Source organism: Propionibacterium cyclohexanicum (assembly GCF_900111365.1).
Taxonomy (GTDB): Bacteria; Actinomycetota; Actinomycetes; order Propionibacteriales; family Propionibacteriaceae; genus Propionibacterium; species Propionibacterium cyclohexanicum.
The window spans coordinates 49,481-64,241 of the sequence record NZ_FOGZ01000005.1 but is presented as its reverse complement, the minus strand read 5'-3'; the positions used below and the strand labels follow the sequence as shown (position 1 = coordinate 64,241).

General features: G+C 66.8%; 16 protein-coding genes. All 16 read right to left on the bottom strand.

The genetic code is table 11. The annotated features are described in order from the left end of the window. Positions 1-8: 8 nt before the first annotated feature. Positions 9-476: a F0F1 ATP synthase subunit epsilon gene (locus tag BMX93_RS03810; RefSeq protein ID WP_091968210.1), complete on the bottom strand. Its 468-nt coding sequence runs from the start codon at positions 474-476 to the stop codon at positions 9-11. Continuing rightward, positions 476-1,927 (bottom strand): F0F1 ATP synthase subunit beta, encoded by a 1,452-nt coding sequence (atpD, locus tag BMX93_RS03805; protein ID WP_091968208.1) that lies wholly within the window; start codon positions 1,925-1,927, stop codon positions 476-478. Before atpD ends, BMX93_RS03810 begins: the two co-directional genes overlap by 1 nt. Continuing rightward, the gene (locus tag BMX93_RS03800) at positions 1,928-2,875 is read right to left on the bottom strand and encodes a F0F1 ATP synthase subunit gamma (protein WP_091968206.1); all 948 of its coding nucleotides are present in this window, start codon (positions 2,873-2,875) and stop codon (positions 1,928-1,930) included. Positions 2,876-2,878: 3 nt separating this feature from the next. Further along, on the bottom strand, positions 2,879-4,516 hold the full coding sequence (atpA, locus tag BMX93_RS03795; protein ID WP_091968203.1) for a F0F1 ATP synthase subunit alpha: 1,638 nt from the start codon (positions 4,514-4,516) through the stop codon (positions 2,879-2,881). 61 nt (positions 4,517-4,577) lie between these two features. Continuing rightward, complete coding sequence (locus tag BMX93_RS03790; protein WP_143052803.1) at positions 4,578-5,348, bottom strand: F0F1 ATP synthase subunit delta; 771 nt, start codon at positions 5,346-5,348, stop codon at positions 4,578-4,580. Between the two features lie 5 nt (positions 5,349-5,353). Continuing rightward, positions 5,354-5,911: a F0F1 ATP synthase subunit B gene (locus tag BMX93_RS03785; protein ID WP_091968199.1), complete on the bottom strand. Its 558-nt coding sequence runs from the start codon at positions 5,909-5,911 to the stop codon at positions 5,354-5,356. Positions 5,912-5,924: 13 nt separating this feature from the next. After that, positions 5,925-6,143 (bottom strand): ATP synthase subunit c family protein, encoded by a 219-nt coding sequence (locus tag BMX93_RS03780; RefSeq protein ID WP_177170054.1) that lies wholly within the window; start codon positions 6,141-6,143, stop codon positions 5,925-5,927. A gap of 49 nt (positions 6,144-6,192) precedes the next feature. Then, the gene (gene atpB / locus BMX93_RS03775) at positions 6,193-6,960 is read right to left on the bottom strand and encodes a F0F1 ATP synthase subunit A (RefSeq protein WP_425438750.1); all 768 of its coding nucleotides are present in this window, start codon (positions 6,958-6,960) and stop codon (positions 6,193-6,195) included. Between the two features lie 128 nt (positions 6,961-7,088). Further along, positions 7,089-7,304 carry an AtpZ/AtpI family protein gene (locus tag BMX93_RS03770; RefSeq protein ID WP_245725718.1) on the bottom strand — a complete coding sequence of 72 codons (216 nt, stop codon included), beginning with the start codon at positions 7,302-7,304 and terminating at the stop codon, positions 7,089-7,091. Continuing rightward, the gene (locus BMX93_RS03765) at positions 7,301-7,747 is read right to left on the bottom strand and encodes a hypothetical protein (protein ID WP_091968196.1); all 447 of its coding nucleotides are present in this window, start codon (positions 7,745-7,747) and stop codon (positions 7,301-7,303) included. The genes BMX93_RS03770 and BMX93_RS03765 overlap by 4 nt, the downstream gene beginning before the upstream one ends. 66 nt (positions 7,748-7,813) lie before the next feature. Next, positions 7,814-8,947, bottom strand: a complete 1,134-nt coding sequence (locus BMX93_RS03760) for an MraY family glycosyltransferase (RefSeq protein ID WP_091968192.1) — start codon at positions 8,945-8,947, stop codon at positions 7,814-7,816. A gap of 8 nt (positions 8,948-8,955) precedes the next feature. After that, positions 8,956-10,038 carry an L-threonylcarbamoyladenylate synthase gene (locus BMX93_RS03755; RefSeq protein ID WP_091968190.1) on the bottom strand — a complete coding sequence of 361 codons (1,083 nt, stop codon included), beginning with the start codon at positions 10,036-10,038 and terminating at the stop codon, positions 8,956-8,958. Further along, positions 10,035-10,958 carry a peptide chain release factor N(5)-glutamine methyltransferase gene (prmC, locus tag BMX93_RS03750; protein WP_245725717.1) on the bottom strand — a complete coding sequence of 308 codons (924 nt, stop codon included), beginning with the start codon at positions 10,956-10,958 and terminating at the stop codon, positions 10,035-10,037. Before prmC ends, BMX93_RS03755 begins: the two co-directional genes overlap by 4 nt. After that, complete coding sequence (gene prfA, locus BMX93_RS03745) at positions 10,955-12,031, bottom strand: peptide chain release factor 1 (protein ID WP_091968184.1); 1,077 nt, start codon at positions 12,029-12,031, stop codon at positions 10,955-10,957. Before prfA ends, prmC begins: the two co-directional genes overlap by 4 nt. Positions 12,032-12,119: 88 nt before the next feature. Next, entirely contained in the window at positions 12,120-12,341 is a 222-nt protein-coding gene (rpmE, locus tag BMX93_RS03740) for a 50S ribosomal protein L31 (protein ID WP_091968181.1), read from the bottom strand. 158 nt (positions 12,342-12,499) lie between these two features. Continuing rightward, positions 12,500-14,497, bottom strand: coding sequence for a transcription termination factor Rho (gene rho, locus BMX93_RS03735; protein ID WP_425438748.1), 1,998 nt, complete (start codon positions 14,495-14,497; stop codon positions 12,500-12,502). Positions 14,498-14,761 lie beyond the last annotated feature (264 nt).

Here is a 14,761-nt window from a genome sequence, read left to right as displayed (position 1 = left end):
TGCGTCGATCAATTGCCCGGGCGAAGGTGAGCCGGCTGCGGGGTGAACTCGCTGGCCTGGTCGCCTTTCGCCTTGGCAGCGAACTTCTCTGCGGCCCTCAGCTGGCCCACCGCATGGTTGTACTGGCGTTCCTCCTCGTGCGTCGCATCGCCCGAATCGATCCGCTCGTGCAGGTGCGCGATGGTGCTGCGCGCTGCGTCGACCGAGATCTCGGCCGCCCGCTCCCCGAAGGAGCTGAGCAGCGACACGCGATTGCGGAACACCGAGATGAACCCGTCGGACACGGCGAAGATCTCGTCGGTGCCGTCCAGTGTGGTCACTTCCACCGCACACGGCACCAAGGCGGCCATGAGCGCCTCGTGGTTGGCCAAGATCCCGATGTCGCCCTCGCTGGTTCGCGCGATGACGCTGAGCGCCTGGCCCTCCCAGACCTTGCCGTCGGCAGCGACCACCTCTACCTGGAGAGGATCGGCCATCAGCCCTGCTCCTTGAGCTGGGCCCACTTCTTGCGCACATCGTCCATGTCACCGACGTTGAAGAAGGCCTGCTCGGGGATCTCGTCGCACTGGCCCTCGCAGATCATCTTGAAGCTCTCCACGGTCTGGGCCACCGGGACCGTGGAACCCTCGACCCCGGTGAACTTCGTGGCCATATAGGTGTTCTGCGACAGGAACTGTTGGATGCGGCGGGCGCGCGAGACGATGATCTTGTCCTCCTCGCTCAGCTCATCGATACCGAGGATGGCGATGATGTCCTGGAGTTCCTTGTTGCGCTGCAGGATCTGCTTGACCTCGGTGGCCACCTCGTAGTGCTCCTTACCGACGTACTCGGGGGCGAGGATTCGGCTCGTGGAGGTGAGCGGGTCGACGGCTGGGTACAGGCCGCGCGAGGCGATGTCGCGGCTGAGCTCGGTCGTGGCGTCCAGATGCGCGAAGGTGGTCGCCGGGGCCGGATCGGTGTAATCGTCGGCGGGCACGTAGATGGCCTGCATCGAGGTGATCGAGTGCCCTCGGGTCGAGGTGATCCTCTCTTGCAGCTGCCCCATCTCGTCGGCCAGATTGGGCTGGTAGCCCACCGCGGAGGGCATCCGTCCCAGCAGCGTCGAGACCTCGGAGCCAGCCTGGGTGAACCGGAAGATGTTGTCGATGAACAACAAGACGTCCTGGTTCTCGACATCGCGGAAGTACTCGGCCATGGTCAGGGCGCTCAGCGCCACGCGCAGCCGGGTTCCCGGCGGCTCATCCATCTGGCCGAACACCAGCGCGGTGTCCTTGAGCACGCCGGCCTCGTCCATCTCGTGGATGAGGTCGTTGCCCTCACGGGTGCGCTCGCCGACACCGGCGAACACCGAGGTGCCACCGAAGTTGTGGGCAATGCGGTAGATCATCTCCTGGATGAGCACCGTCTTGCCCACCCCGGCGCCACCGAACAGGCCGATCTTGCCGCCCTGTACATAGGGGGTCAAAAGGTCGAGCACCTTGATGCCGGTTTCCAGCATCTGGGACTCGGGCTCCAGAGCATCGAAGGCCGGGGGGTCACGGTGGATCGGCCAGCGCTGATCGATCGTCACGCTCGCCGGGTCGGCATTGAGCAGGTCGCCGGTGGCGTTCCACACGTGACCCTTCGTCACGGGGCCGACGGGCACCGAGATCGGCGCGCCGGTATCGATCACCTCGGTGCCGCGGCGGATCCCGTCGGTGGGCTTGAGGGAGATGCAGCGCACCGTGTTGTCGCCGACCTGCAGAGCGACCTCGAGGGTCGTCGTCCTCGCGCCCTCCCCCAAGTCGACGGTGATGTGCAGGGCGTTGTTGATCTCGGGCAGTCGCCCGGCGGGGAATTCGACATCCACCACCGAGCCGATCACGCGGACCACATGGCCCGCGCCGCCGGTGGTGGCGGCTTTCGAATCAGGGACTGTGACGGTCATTCAGATCTCCTGTGTGGACTCGGACAACGCTCCGGCGCCGCCCACGATTTCGTTGATTTCCTGGGTGATCTCACCCTGGCGCGCCTGGTTCGCCTGCCGGGTCAAGCTGTCGATGAGCTGCTTGGCGTTGTCGGTGGCCGAATGCATGGCCTGCTGACGCGCCGCCAGCTCGGAGGCCGCCGACTCCCGCAGCATGTATTTCACTCGATCGATGACATACAGCGGAAGCAGCGCGCCGAGTACGGTCTCCGGATCGGGTTCGAAGGTGTACGGCGGCACGATGTCCCCCTCCTCGGGCCCATCGAGCATCGTCGCGCCGCTCGACAGATCGGTGCCGGGATCGGTGGCCTTGACGACCTGCAGCGGCAACAGCCGGACGAGCTCGGGGCGCTGGCTCACCAGCGACTGGAAGCGCGTGTACACCACATGGATCTCGTCGACGCCGCCCTCGGCGGTGGGCTGGAAAAGCTTGTCGATGAGGGTGTTGCCGATATCACGAGCATTCTCGTAGTGCGGCTCCTCGCTGAAGCCGGTCCACGAGTGCTCCACGGGGACACGGCGAAAGGTGAAGTACTCCTGGGCCTTGCGTCCGACGGTGTAGATCTCGGTGCCGAGCCCGGCCTCCGCAAGGTGCTCCAGCAGTCCCTCGGCCACCTTCATGACGGCGGCGGGGTAGCCGCCCGCCAGGCCACGATCGGAGTTGATCACCAGGACAGCCGCTCGCGACGGGTTCGCCACTTCGCTGACCAGCGGGTGCTCGGCCCGCGAGTACGCGGCGACCGCCGAGACGGCGCGCACCAGTTCGCGGGTGTACTCGTCGGCCCCGCGGGCCTTCTGCTGAGCCCGGGTCACTCGCGAGGCCGCGATGAGCTCCATCGCCCTGGTGATCTTCATCGTCGTGGAGACCGAGGTCTTGCGCTGCCTCAGCTCACGAAGGGATGCCGGCATGGCTCACGCCCTCTCGGTGGCGACGATCTTGGCCTGATTGATGTCCTTGGTGGCAACCGGGGCGGCCTCGCGGCCGCCGGTGAGCCGCCCGCCGTCACCGGTGCGGAAGCCCTGCTTGAAATCGTCGATACGCCGGCTCAGCTCCTCGACCGACTCGTCGGAGAGCTCACCGCTGTCGGCGATCGTCGTGAGGACATCGGAGTTCTCCCTCAGGTAGTCCAGGAAGCCACTCTCGAAGCGCAGCACGTCCTCGACCGGCACATCGTCGAGGCGCCCGTTGACGCCGGACCAGATGGATACCACCTGGTCCTCCATCCTGAAGGGATGGGCCTGGTCCTGGCGCAGCAGCTCGGTGAGGCGTGCGCCCCGGTCCAGCTGGCGGCGGCTCGTGGCGTCCAGATCGGAAGCGAACATCGCGAAGGCCTGCATGTCGCGGTACTGGGCCAGGTCGATCTTCAGCGTCCCGGAGACCTTCTTCATCGCCTTCGTCTGGGCCGCGCCGCCGACCCGGCTCACCGACAGGCCGACGTCGACCGCGGGGCGCTGATTGGCATTGAACAGGTCGGAGAGCAGGAAGATCTGGCCGTCGGTGATGGAGATCACATTGGTTGGGATATAGGCGGAGATGTCGTTGGCCTTGGTCTCCACGATCGGCAGGCCGGTCATCGAACCGCCGCCCAGCTCGTCGGAGAGCTTCGCGCAGCGCTCCAGCAGCCGGCTGTGCAGGTAGAAGACATCGCCGGGATAGGCCTCGCGGCCCGGTGGGCGGCGCAGCAGCAGCGACATGGCGCGATAGGCCTCGGCCTGCTTGGTGAGGTCATCGAAGACGATGAGCACATGTTTGCCGTTGTACATCCAGTGCTGCCCGATGGCGGAGCCCGAATAGGGGGCGATGTACTTGAACCCGGCGGGATCGGATGCGGGCGAATTGACGACGGTGGTGTACGCCATCGCGCCGGCCTTCTCCAGCTTCTCGACCACCTCGGCGACGGTGGTGTTCTTCTGCCCGACTGCTACATAGATGCAGCGCACCTGCTTTTTCGGATCGCCGGACTTCCAGTTGTCGAGCTGGTTGAGGATCGTGTCGGTGGCGATCGCGGTCTTGCCTGTCTTGCGGTCCCCGATGATGAGCTCCCGCTGACCACGACCTACCGGGATCATCGAGTCGACCGCCTTCAAGCCGGTCATCAGCGGCTCGCGGACCTCCTGGCGGTCCATCACGCCTGCCGCCTGGAGCTCGAGTGGTCGGCGCCCCTCAATGCCCTCGATCGGGCCCTTGCCGTCGATCGGGTTGCCCATGGCGTCGACGACCCGCCCCAGGTAGCCGTCACCGACGGGCACGGACAGGATCTCTCCGGTGCCGTGCACCGTCGAACCCTCGTCGATGCCGTCGGAATCGCCGAGCACGACGACGCCGATCTCGCGGGCATCGAGGTTGAGGGCGATGCCCATCGTGCCGTTCTCGAAGGTGAGCAGCTCATTGGCCATTGCGCTGGGCAGCCCCTCGACGTGGGCGATGCCGTCACCGGACGAGATGACGGTGCCCACCTCTTCGGTGCTCGCCTGCGCGGGGGTGAATCCCTTCACGAAGGAGTCCAGCGCTGCCCGGATCTCGTCCGGACTGATGCTCAGTTCAGCCATGGCGTCCTGTCTTCCTCATTCCTGCTCGTCACCCCGCGAGGGGTCTTCCTGCTCATCTGTCTCATGCCAGTGCGCGTGCTGCCTGGTCGACTGCCGTCCGCACGGTGCCATCGATGACGTCGTCGCCGACCTGGACTCGGACACCGCCGAGCACCTGTGGGTCGACGTGCTCCACAACGTCGACCGGTGCCCCGAAGATCCGCGACAACTGCTCGGCGAGACGTTGTGCCTGATCAGCCGGGAGTCGCCGTGCCACGGTGGCGCGTGCCAGCCGGTGCCCCTGCACCTGGCTCGACAGCTCCAGGTACCCGTCCAGCTCGTGGAGCATGGCGCTGCCCCCTCGGGCAGCCCTCGTGGCGAGAGCGACGCTCACCTCGCCGGCGCGCCCCCCAATGAGGGCACGGACCAGCTGCCCCCGGGAGTCACCAGGGTCCCCGGGACGCCCGAAGGCGCTGCGCAGCGCTTCATCGGAGGCGACGGCCTCGCGCACTGCGTTGAGTTCGGTGCGCACCACGCCTGGGTCGGCGCTGCGTAGCGCGATGCGCGCCGCCTGCCTGTCCAGTCCGCTGGCAAGTTCGAGTCCGCTGGGCCAGTCCAGCGCAACCGCCTCCTGCAGGAAGTGCAGCACGCTCGCGTCGAGCCTGCTGCCCACCAGCGTGGCGATCAGCTGGCCGCGCTGGCCGGCCGGCAGGGTCGGGTCGCACAGCGCTCGGCGCAGGGCCCCGAACTGACGGAGGATGTCGGCGAAGGCGAACAGCCCAAGCGCGTCGGACAATCGTGCCGGCGCGCGGTCGCCCAGCGCATCCAGCCTGTTCCCGCGCAAGTGGTTCATGACGATCACTGCGCACCATCCGGCGCTGTGCGCACCGGTTGGGCCTCGAGATCGGCCAGGAAGCGATCAACGGTGCGGCGGGCCCGCTGATCGTCGTCGAGGCTCTCGCCAACGATCCGTCCAGCCAACGTCGTGGCGAGGCCGCCCACCTGTGCGGTGAGCTCATGGGCAGCCTGCTGCCGCTCGGCGCTGATCTGCGCGCGCGCCTGTGCGATCATCCGTGCCTGCTCCAGTGCGGCGTGCTCCTTGGCCTCGCGGACGATCTGCTCGCCACGCACCTTCGCCTCTTCGCGCGCCCGAGCGACCGACTCGTTCACCTCGGCCAGCTTCTGCTCGTAGAGCTCACGAGCCTGGTCGGCCTCGGTCTGAATCTTCTCGGCGTGCTGAATGCCGCCCTCGATCTCGGAGGCACGATGCTCGTACAGGGTCTCGAAGCGCGGGGCCACGGCCTTCGCGATGACCACCCACATGAGACCTAGCAGCACCAACCCTGCGAGGAACTCGGGCAGCTCAGGAGCCAGCGGACCGAGATCGATCAGCGGGACCAATTCATTTCCTGTCATCGGCCGGATCTCACTAGATCACGAAGGCGAGCACGAAACCCAGAATGGCAAGGGCCTCGACGATGGCGAAACCGATGTACACCGGCTGCATGATCATGCCGCGGGCTTCCGGCTGACGGGCAATGCCCCCGATACCGGCAGCGAAGATCAGGCCGACCCCGATGCCCGGGCCGATCGCCGCCAGGCCGTAGCCGATGACATTGAGCGAACCGGATATCTCCAAGGGAGTCATGAGTTTCCTTTCGGGTGGATGAGTTCAGAAATGATTGTGGAGGGAGGATTCAGTGCGCTTCGCCCACCGAAGAACCGATGTACTGAGCGGCGAGGATGGTGAAGATGTAGGCCTGCAGGTAGCCGATGAACAACTCCAGGAGCAGCATGAGCAGGCCGAAGAGCATGGACACCACACCGGTCACGTTGTAGAACACATTCCCTGCCCAAGTGAGCAGGGCAGCACCACCACCGACGAAGACCATGATCGACATGTGGCCGGCGAACATATTGGCAAAGAGTCGGACCGAGAGGGTCACCGGCCGGGTGATGAAACTCGAGAGGAATTCCAGCGGGACGATGATCGGATACAACCAGACGGGCACCCCGGACGGCACGGACGCGACCTTGAAATAGCGAAGGCCATGGCGCCGGAGACCACTCCCGACATACACCGCGAAGGTCAGCAGCGCAGCAGCATAGGAGTAACTCACGCGCGAGAACGTGGGAAACATGAAGAGGAAGGTCTCACCGAACCAATTGCTCACCAGAACGAAGGAGAACAGGGTGAGCAGATAGGGCATGAATCGGTTGTAACCAGGCCCGATCATGTCGCGGCCGATGCCTCGGACAAAATTGTAGATGTACTCGGCGAAGAACTGCCCACGCCCCGGAACGAGTTTCAGGTTCCGGGAGGCCAGCAGCCAGAAGACAAGCACACCACAGGCACCGAGCAGGGCCAAGAACATCGGCTTGTTGAACCAACTCGTACCGAACCAGCCGGGAAAAATGAAATCATTTGCGCTCGGCGAATCCCAATGCGTGGTGGTACCGCTCACGAGCACGGTGAGACGGGTGATGACAAACCATGCCACCAGCATCCCGAGGACGATGAGCACCGGGCTTGCCCTGCGCTTCGGCTTGACAGCTGACTCGTCGGCCTGCGTCACGACCTCGTGCGTGCCGCTCATGCTCCGCTCCCAAATCTCTTGATAACCAGATAGATGCCAGCTGCCATCCCAACGAGCAGCCCAGCCGGCAGCAGCCAGCCTATGTGCAGAAAACGATCGAGGAGCCAGCCGAGACCACCGTAGAGCACGATTCCGGAAAAAAGGTAGGAAAAACTCTGCATCCCCGCATCGCTGCTGGTCGTAGAGTCCCGTCCCTCATCGGTTTCACTCATTGAGCGGACTCCTTTTCAGCTGCCGGATCGTCGAAGACGAGGGTGCGCGCGCTGCGTGCGGCGAACACCACTCCGGCCGTCCAACCGATCACCAGACCGAGAGTAGTCCACCCGAACCACCGGGTACGAACCTCCCCGGCCAGAATCTGGTGCGTCACCAGCTGCCACAGCACCACGGCCACGAGACCGGCACGCAGGCAGAAACCGCTGAGGGCCACGACCATGCCGGTGCGGTCCATCCACTGGGTGGCCAGCACATCGCTCACCACAGCGCAGACGAAGTAGGCACAGACCACGAGCATCGCCAGCGCCCATCCAGCGAAGGCCTCGCGCCCAGCTGCCAGCGTGCCCCAGACCGCTACCGGCACGGAACAGATCAAGGCGCCGAACAGCCCACCGCGCACGACCAGCTCAGGCCAGGCCCGCGATGAAGTGACATACACGACAGGCCCCCCATCACGACGAACGCACCGGCAATCACTGCGAAACTATCACGCCCGCCACATGGATCACCTGACCTGAGTACCACCCGCCGGCTGGGCGCAGTTCTTGTCGCGGGCCCGCACGGGCAGTGCGGTGAGCATGATCGCCAAGGCCAGTGCGCCGACGACGACGAGCACGGTCAGGCCGCTCCACTCCAGGCCCAGCAGGATGACGCCGAAGGCGACCAGAGCGGTCCACATGTACAAGATGAGGACCGCCGTAACCGTCGAATAACCTCGGCGCAGCAGGCGGTGGTGCAGATGCTGCTTGTCGGCGACGAACCACCAGTTCCCGTTCCAGGTCCGGCGCACATAGGCCATCGTCATATCGACCAAGGGCAGGGCCATGATGGCGATGGGCAAGACGATGGGCAGCAAGGTTGGCAGGATGTCGCCGGCGCTGGGGCTCAGCGCCGAAGCGTCCACCTGGCCGGTGAGCGAGAGCGTGCTGCAGGCCAGCAGCAGGCCCAGCAGCATCGCCCCGGAATCGCCCATGAACATCTTGGCCGGGGAGAAGTTGTGCGGCAGGAAACCGGCGCAGACGCCGGCAATGCTGGCCGTGACGAGGCTCGCCGTGGTGGCCACCACGAACTGCTGCTGGTAGGCGAGCAGATAGGTGTACAAGAACATGGCGAGGGCGCCGATGCCCACCACCCCGGCCGCCAGCCCGTCGAGGCCGTCGATGAGGTTGATTGCGTTGACGCACACGAAGATGTACAGCACGGTGAGGAGCATCGAGCTGGGCACGTCGAGGGCGAAAATCTGATCGGGCAGGCTCACCCAGTACATCCGCACCCCATTGAGCACGGCCACCCCGGCTGCCAGCACCTGTCCCGCGATCTTGGCCAGCCATGGCAGGTCGATGATGTCGTCGACGATGCCGACGACGCAGATCACCGCCGCCGCAGCGAAGATGCCCAGGGCATCGTGGCGCACCGTCGCGTGACGGCCCAGGAAGGGCATGTGCACCGCCAGCACGAAGGCGAACAGGATACCCACCAGCATTGCTGCGCCCCCCAGATAGGGAATCGGCACGGTATGCACATCACGGGCGCGCACCGGTGCCAGGGCGCCGAAGCGGACCGCGAGGCGGCGTGCGAGACCTGAGAACAGATAGCTGCCGCTCGCGGCGACAAGCATCACCAGCAGATACTCGCGCATCGGCTATCTCAGATCGTGGGTGCGGCGTGGCCGCGATCAGGGGGAGGATCGCCGGCGCCTGGAGCTGAGCCGGCCGGCTCACTCTCGGCAGGCTTCGTGTCGTCCGGTGCTGCCTCGACAGGTTCGCCCTCGTCCGGCTGCGGGACATCCGGTCCACTCTCGTCGGAGTTCGGGCCATCCGGAACCCCCTCGGCAGGCCGCGGGCCATCCGGTTCGCTCCGGCCCACCGCCTGGGCGGGCGCTGCCGATTCGGGGACAGCTTCTTCCAGCCCGGCTGCCTGCCCAGCCGCTGGCTCCTGCGCATTGGCAGCCGGCTCGGGCAGGTTCTCAAGACCGGCCGAGAGCTCGCGAAGCGCCTCGAAGCTGACAACCCCCTGGCGCAGGATCTTGCCAGAGGGGTTCTGGGTGAAATCGACGATGGTCGACGCCACCGGACCGGGGGTGGGTCCGCCGTCGAGATAGACGTCGACGCTGTCGCCAAGCATCGCCTCGGCGTCCGCGACATTCGTGGCCGAGGGGCTGCCCGAGATGTTCGCGCTGGACACCGCCAGCGGGCCGGTGTGACGCAAGAGCGCACGGGCCGCGTCGTTGTCGGGCACACGCACGGCGATCGTGCCTCCGGTGTCACCCAGATCGAGTCGCAGGCTCGCCTGTGCCCGGAAGATGAGGGTCAATGCGCCTGGCCAGAACTTCTCGACCATGGCGCGGGCGCTGAGGGGCACATAGGCCACCAGAGCGGGCAGCATGGCCGGTTCGGCAATGAGCACGGGAGGGGGCATGTCCCGGCCACGGCGCTTGGCGTCGAGCAGGCGCTGCACCGCCGGAGCGCTGAACGCGTCGGCGCCGATGCCATAGACGGTGTCGGTCGGCAAGACGATGCACCGGCCGGCCCGTACGGCGCGTTGCGCCGCCTCGATCGCCTCCTCTCGCCGGTCGGCGAGCCGGAAGAGCTGGTGGGCCGGTCCGGCGACACGCTCGCCTTCCGCCGACCCCGGGGCCGGCTCGTCGGGTCGCTGCTGCGCCGGGCTGTCCGGTTCGGGGCCATCCAGCTGGTCGGGCACGGATTCGTTCGGCTCACTCACGTCGCTCATTCTCCCACTCCTGCCCGCCGGGTCGCCGACACGAACCGCGGCCGGCCCGACATATCGGGGTGGTCGTCCACGAGATCGAACAGCCCGCTGCCCCGCAGAAGCTGGACGATGAGCTCACCCTGGGAGTCGTCGTGTTCGACAACGAGCGCGCCTCCGGTCTTCAGCAGCCGCGCCGCGTTGGGAACCAGCTCGCGAATGGCGTCCATCCCATCCGCCCCCGAGAACAGCGCTTCCTCGGGATCGTGGCTCACCACGTCGTTCGGCAGATCCGGGGCCGAACCGCTGGGCAGATAGGGCGGGTTGGAGACGACGAGGTCGACCAGGCCGTCCAGCTCGGGCAGGGCCTGACCCATCCGCCCCTCCACTACCCGCACACCGGTTCCTGCGAGATTGCGGCGGGCCCACGAGAGAGCCTGCGCCGAGACATCGACGGCATGAACCACAGGTGTCCCGGGATACTCCGCGACGATACTGGCGGCAATCACGCCCGACCCGGTTCCCATGTCCACCACGACCGGGGATGGGCCGGTCTGGGCGCGCATCGTGATGAGCCGGTGGAGCGCGAACTGCACGACCAGCTCCGTCTCGGGGCGGGGAATGAACACGCCCGGGCCGACCTCAACGCTGATCTTGCGGAAGTAGGCCCGCCCGGTGAGGTACTGGACGGGCTCGCCGGCCACGCGGCGCACCAGCAGCTCGCGGTAGCGGTTCTCCACCTGCTCGTCGAGAACTGCCGTCGTGGCCAGCCCGGCCGGCTCCATTCCCGCAGCGTGGGCGAGCAGCAGCCGGGCATCCGCCCGGGGCGTCACGAGCCCTGCCTGGGCGAGCAGTGCGATGCCGCGCCGCAGCATGGCGGCTGGCCGTAGGCTCACGGTCTCACCGCCCCGCTTTCCCGGCCCTCCCGGCTCTCCGGCGCTCACGCGTGTGCTCCTGCCGCGAGCCGGCGTGCCAGGTCGTCGGCTCGCAAGGCAGCGATCAGCGGGCCCAGTTCGCCCCCGAGCACGGCGTCCAGGTTGTGTGCCTTGAATCCGATGCGGTGATCCGTGATGCGGTTCTCGGGGAAGTTGTAGGTGCGGATCCGCTCCGACCGGTCGACGGTCCGCACCTGGGAGCGTCGGGCCTGTTCGGCGGCCGTCTGGGCCTCCTGCTCGGCCGCCGCCACGAGCCGCGCCCGCAGAATGCGCATCGCCTGCTCCTTGTTCTGCAACTGGCTGCGTTGGTCCTGACAGGTCACGACGATCCCGCTGGGCAGATGAGTGATCCGCACCGCCGAATCCGTGGTGTTGACACCCTGGCCGCCCTTACCGGTGGACCGGTACACGTCGATCCGCAGATCGTCGGGGTCGATGCTCACCTCATCCTCCTCCACATCCGCCATGACGAGCACCCCCGCTGCCGAGGTATGGATGCGCCCCTGGGATTCGGTCACCGGGACGCGCTGAACCCGGTGCACGCCGCCCTCAAACTTCAGCATCCCGTACGGCTTCTCGTCGGCAGGGGTGCTCTGACGCGCCCGGAAGGCGACCGTGACGGACTTGTAGCCGCCCAGATCCGTTGGCTCGGATTCCAGGCTGTCCACCGACCAGCCCATGTGCTCGGCGAAACGGACGTACATCGCGAGCAGATCGGCGGCGAACAAGGCGGACTCCTCGCCGCCCTCACCCGATTTGATCTCCATGATCGCGTCGTTGAGATCGTTGGGGTCCCGGGGGGCGAGCAGCCCGGTCAGCCGCGTGGTCAGTTCGTCGAGGCGCGCGCCGATCGACTCCACCTCGGCAGCGAACGAAGGGTCCTCCTCGGCCAGCTCGCGCGCGGCCTCCAGATCGTCCGTGCGCCGGTCGTACTCGTCCAGCGCATGGACGATACCGGTCAGCTCCGAGTAGCGCCGCCCGATGCGCCGCGACCTCGAGGGGTCGCTGATCACCTGCGGATCGGCGAGCATGCCCTCCAGCTCGCTGAACTCAGCCCGCAGGCCCTTGGCGCTCTCGAACATTTTCCCGTCTCCCCTGTCACCGTGCTCGCTGCCGCAGAACATGACAGGGGCGCCGGATGTCGATGCATCCGGCGCCCCTGTGTGGAAGCTACTTGGCTTCGACCTTGCGCTTGCCGTAGCGGCGCTCGAAGCGGGCCACGCGACCACCGGTGTCCAAGATCTTCTGCTTTCCCGTGTAGAAGGGATGGCAGTTGCTGCACACGTCGGCGCTCATGACATCGCCCTCGAATGTGCTGCGGGTGACGAACTCGTTGCCGCAGGTGCACACGACCTTCACTTCGTGGTACGCGGGATGCGTGGACTTCTTCATCGTCGTTTCTCCTGGTGGTTGGTCCGGGTCGCCGAGCGGTGCCTGCACCGCGAGCCGCATTGGTACGGCAGGCGTGAACCGGATCGGCGGCCATCATAGCCCACTGGCACAAAGACCACCCCGCCCCAGCGGCCCACGCCAGACGAGAGCCCCGAAGGTCAGTCCGCGCCGGGCGTCGTCTTGGAGATGAGCACGAGGAACTCCGAGTTGTTGCGGGTCTTGCGCATCCGCGACAGGAGCGTCTCGAGGGACTGCTGACTCTCCAGGCCCGACAGTGCCCGCCGCAGCTTCCAGATGATGTCGAGTTCCTGACGGCCCATGATGAGTTCCTCGCGGCGAGTGCCGGACGCCTCCACATCGATGGCCGGGAAGATCCGCTTGTCCGCCAGCTGCCGCGACAGACGCAACTCCATATTGCCGGTGCCCTTGAACTCCTCGAAGATCACCTCGTCCATCTTCGAGCCGGTCTCCACGAGCGCGGTGGCGAGGATGGTGAGCGAACCGCCATTCTCGATATTGCGCGCAGCACCGAAGAACTTCTTCGGCGGGTACAGCGCCGCCGAGTCGACACCTCCGGACAGGATGCGCCCCGATGCCGGGGCCGCCAGGTTGTAGGCGCGGCCGAGGCGTGTGATCGAGTCGAGCAGGACGACCACATCGCGGCCCAGCTCGACGAGACGCTTGGCGCGCTCAATGGCCAGTTCGGCGATCGTCGTGTGATCCTCGGCCGGGCGATCGAAGGTGGAGGCAATGACCTCGGCGGTCGTGGCGCGCTGGAAATCTGTGACCTCCTCGGGACGCTCGTCCACCAGCACCACCATGAGGTGGACCTCGGGGTCGTTCGCGGTGATCGCATTGGCGATGGCCTGCAGCGCCATCGTCTTGCCGGCCTTCGGCGGGGAGACGATGAGGCCACGCTGGCCCTTGCCGATCGGCGACATGAGATCCATGATCCGGCCGATCATGTTCGTGGGCGTCGTCTCCATCCTCAGCCGCTCCTGAGGATACAGCGGCGTGAGCTTGCCGAAGCTCGGGCGATTGCGCATGACCTCCGGGTCGGCACCGTTGATGGTGTCCAGACGCACCAGGGGATTGTACTTTTCACGCCGATCGCCTTCGTGGCCCTGGCGAATGGCGCCGACCACGACATCGCCCTTGCGCAGGCCGTACTTGCGCACCATCGACAGCGAGACATAGGCGTCCTGGGGGCCCGGCAGGTATCCCGAGGTACGGACGAAGGCGTAGTTGTCGAGCACATCGAGGATGCCGCTGACATCGGTCAGCACATCGCCTTCGTGCACCACGGCATCGTCGATCTCGGTCACGGCGCCGCTGCGTCCGCGCCGATTCTGGCGATCACGCTGTCGGCGCCGCCGCGAACGCCGGCCCCCGTTCGCGTCCTCGTCGTCGTGCCGGGCGGCATCGGGACGTCTGCCGGCCTCATATCGGCCGCGCGAACGGCCGTGCTCCTCGCCGCTCTCCTCACTGCCGGGCGTCCGTTCGACGTGCTCGGTCCGGGCGCGCGGGCTGCCGAGTTGCTCGAGCCGGGCACCGACCTGATCGGTCGTGCTCTCGTTCTCGTGCACAGCGGCCTCGGCACCGGCAGCGGCGTCATCGGTGCGCTCGTGGGCAGCCCGCCCCGCCCTGTGCTCGGCACGCTGGGCCTTCGCGGCCGCCTCGAGACGGGCCGCGATGGGGTCAAGGCCGTCCTCGCGGACGCCGCCCTCGGGCTCGGTCGCGGGTTGTGGTGCCGCTGGCTGCGTGCCGCGGTGTGTCCGGGCGAGCACTGGCGGTTCGGCCTCCTGTGCCGCCTGCGGGGCGCCGGGCAGGGGGGCCTGCTGGTCCGTCGCAGCTGCCTGGTCGGCAAGTCGCGCGAGACGACCGACGGCCATCTCGGGCTGGGTGTCCCGATGTCGGGTCGTGCGTGCCCTGGTGGATGGCGGGGCCGGCGTATCGTCGGCTGCGGCTGGGCCGCTGCGGCGCTGGGAAATGGCGTTCACCAGATCCCCCTTGCGCATGCTGCCGGCGCCCTTGATCCCGAGTTCGGCGGCCACTCGCTTGAGTTCGGGCAGCCTGAGACTGCCCAGCGCGACGGAGGTGGAGTCAGGCGTCCCGGTCCGATCGGTTGTCCGGGGCGCCTCGGTGATTTCGGTCACTGATGTCCTTTCGGTACCGCAACCGGACGCCATGTCCGCTGCGGTTGCACATTCATCGGAATCCCGCTGCCGAAACGGTGCTGCGGGGCGGTGTCGGGGAGCGGTGGGAATTCGGTCTCCACTCCGTGCGAGGCATGTCAAGCTGGCGCTCGGCCGTGGCGATGCACGGAGTGGATGGAATTCCGGTCCGATCAGCCCGAGGCCCTGGACCCGAATGAAGGATGAATGCCCACCGGTTCTTCACCGGATGTGCGATACCCCAAG

Excerpts from the sequence above, each read along its gene's own strand:
- atpA (WP_091968203.1), bottom strand. The coding sequence starts at position 4,516 with ATGGCTGAACTGAGCATCAGTCCGGACGAGATCCGGGCAGCGCTGGAC.
- atpD (WP_091968208.1), bottom strand. The coding sequence starts at position 1,927 with ATGACCGTCACAGTCCCTGATTCGAAAGCCGCCACCACCGGCGGCGCG.
- BMX93_RS03800 (WP_091968206.1), bottom strand. The coding sequence starts at position 2,875 with ATGCCGGCATCCCTTCGTGAGCTGAGGCAGCGCAAGACCTCGGTCTCC.
- BMX93_RS03790 (WP_143052803.1), bottom strand. The coding sequence starts at position 5,348 with ATGAACCACTTGCGCGGGAACAGGCTGGATGCGCTGGGCGACCGCGCG.
- rpmE (WP_091968181.1), bottom strand. The coding sequence starts at position 12,341 with ATGAAGAAGTCCACGCATCCCGCGTACCACGAAGTGAAGGTCGTGTGC.
- BMX93_RS03780 (WP_177170054.1), bottom strand. The coding sequence starts at position 6,143 with ATGACTCCCTTGGAGATATCCGGTTCGCTCAATGTCATCGGCTACGGC.
- BMX93_RS03760 (WP_091968192.1), bottom strand. The coding sequence starts at position 8,947 with ATGCGCGAGTATCTGCTGGTGATGCTTGTCGCCGCGAGCGGCAGCTAT.
- BMX93_RS03770 (WP_245725718.1), bottom strand. The coding sequence starts at position 7,304 with ATGAGTGAAACCGATGAGGGACGGGACTCTACGACCAGCAGCGATGCG.
- BMX93_RS03785 (WP_091968199.1), bottom strand. The coding sequence starts at position 5,911 with ATGACAGGAAATGAATTGGTCCCGCTGATCGATCTCGGTCCGCTGGCT.
- BMX93_RS03755 (WP_091968190.1), bottom strand. The coding sequence starts at position 10,038 with ATGAGCGACGTGAGTGAGCCGAACGAATCCGTGCCCGACCAGCTGGAT.
- prfA (WP_091968184.1), bottom strand. The coding sequence starts at position 12,031 with ATGTTCGAGAGCGCCAAGGGCCTGCGGGCTGAGTTCAGCGAGCTGGAG.
- BMX93_RS03810 (WP_091968210.1), bottom strand. The coding sequence starts at position 476 with ATGGCCGATCCTCTCCAGGTAGAGGTGGTCGCTGCCGACGGCAAGGTC.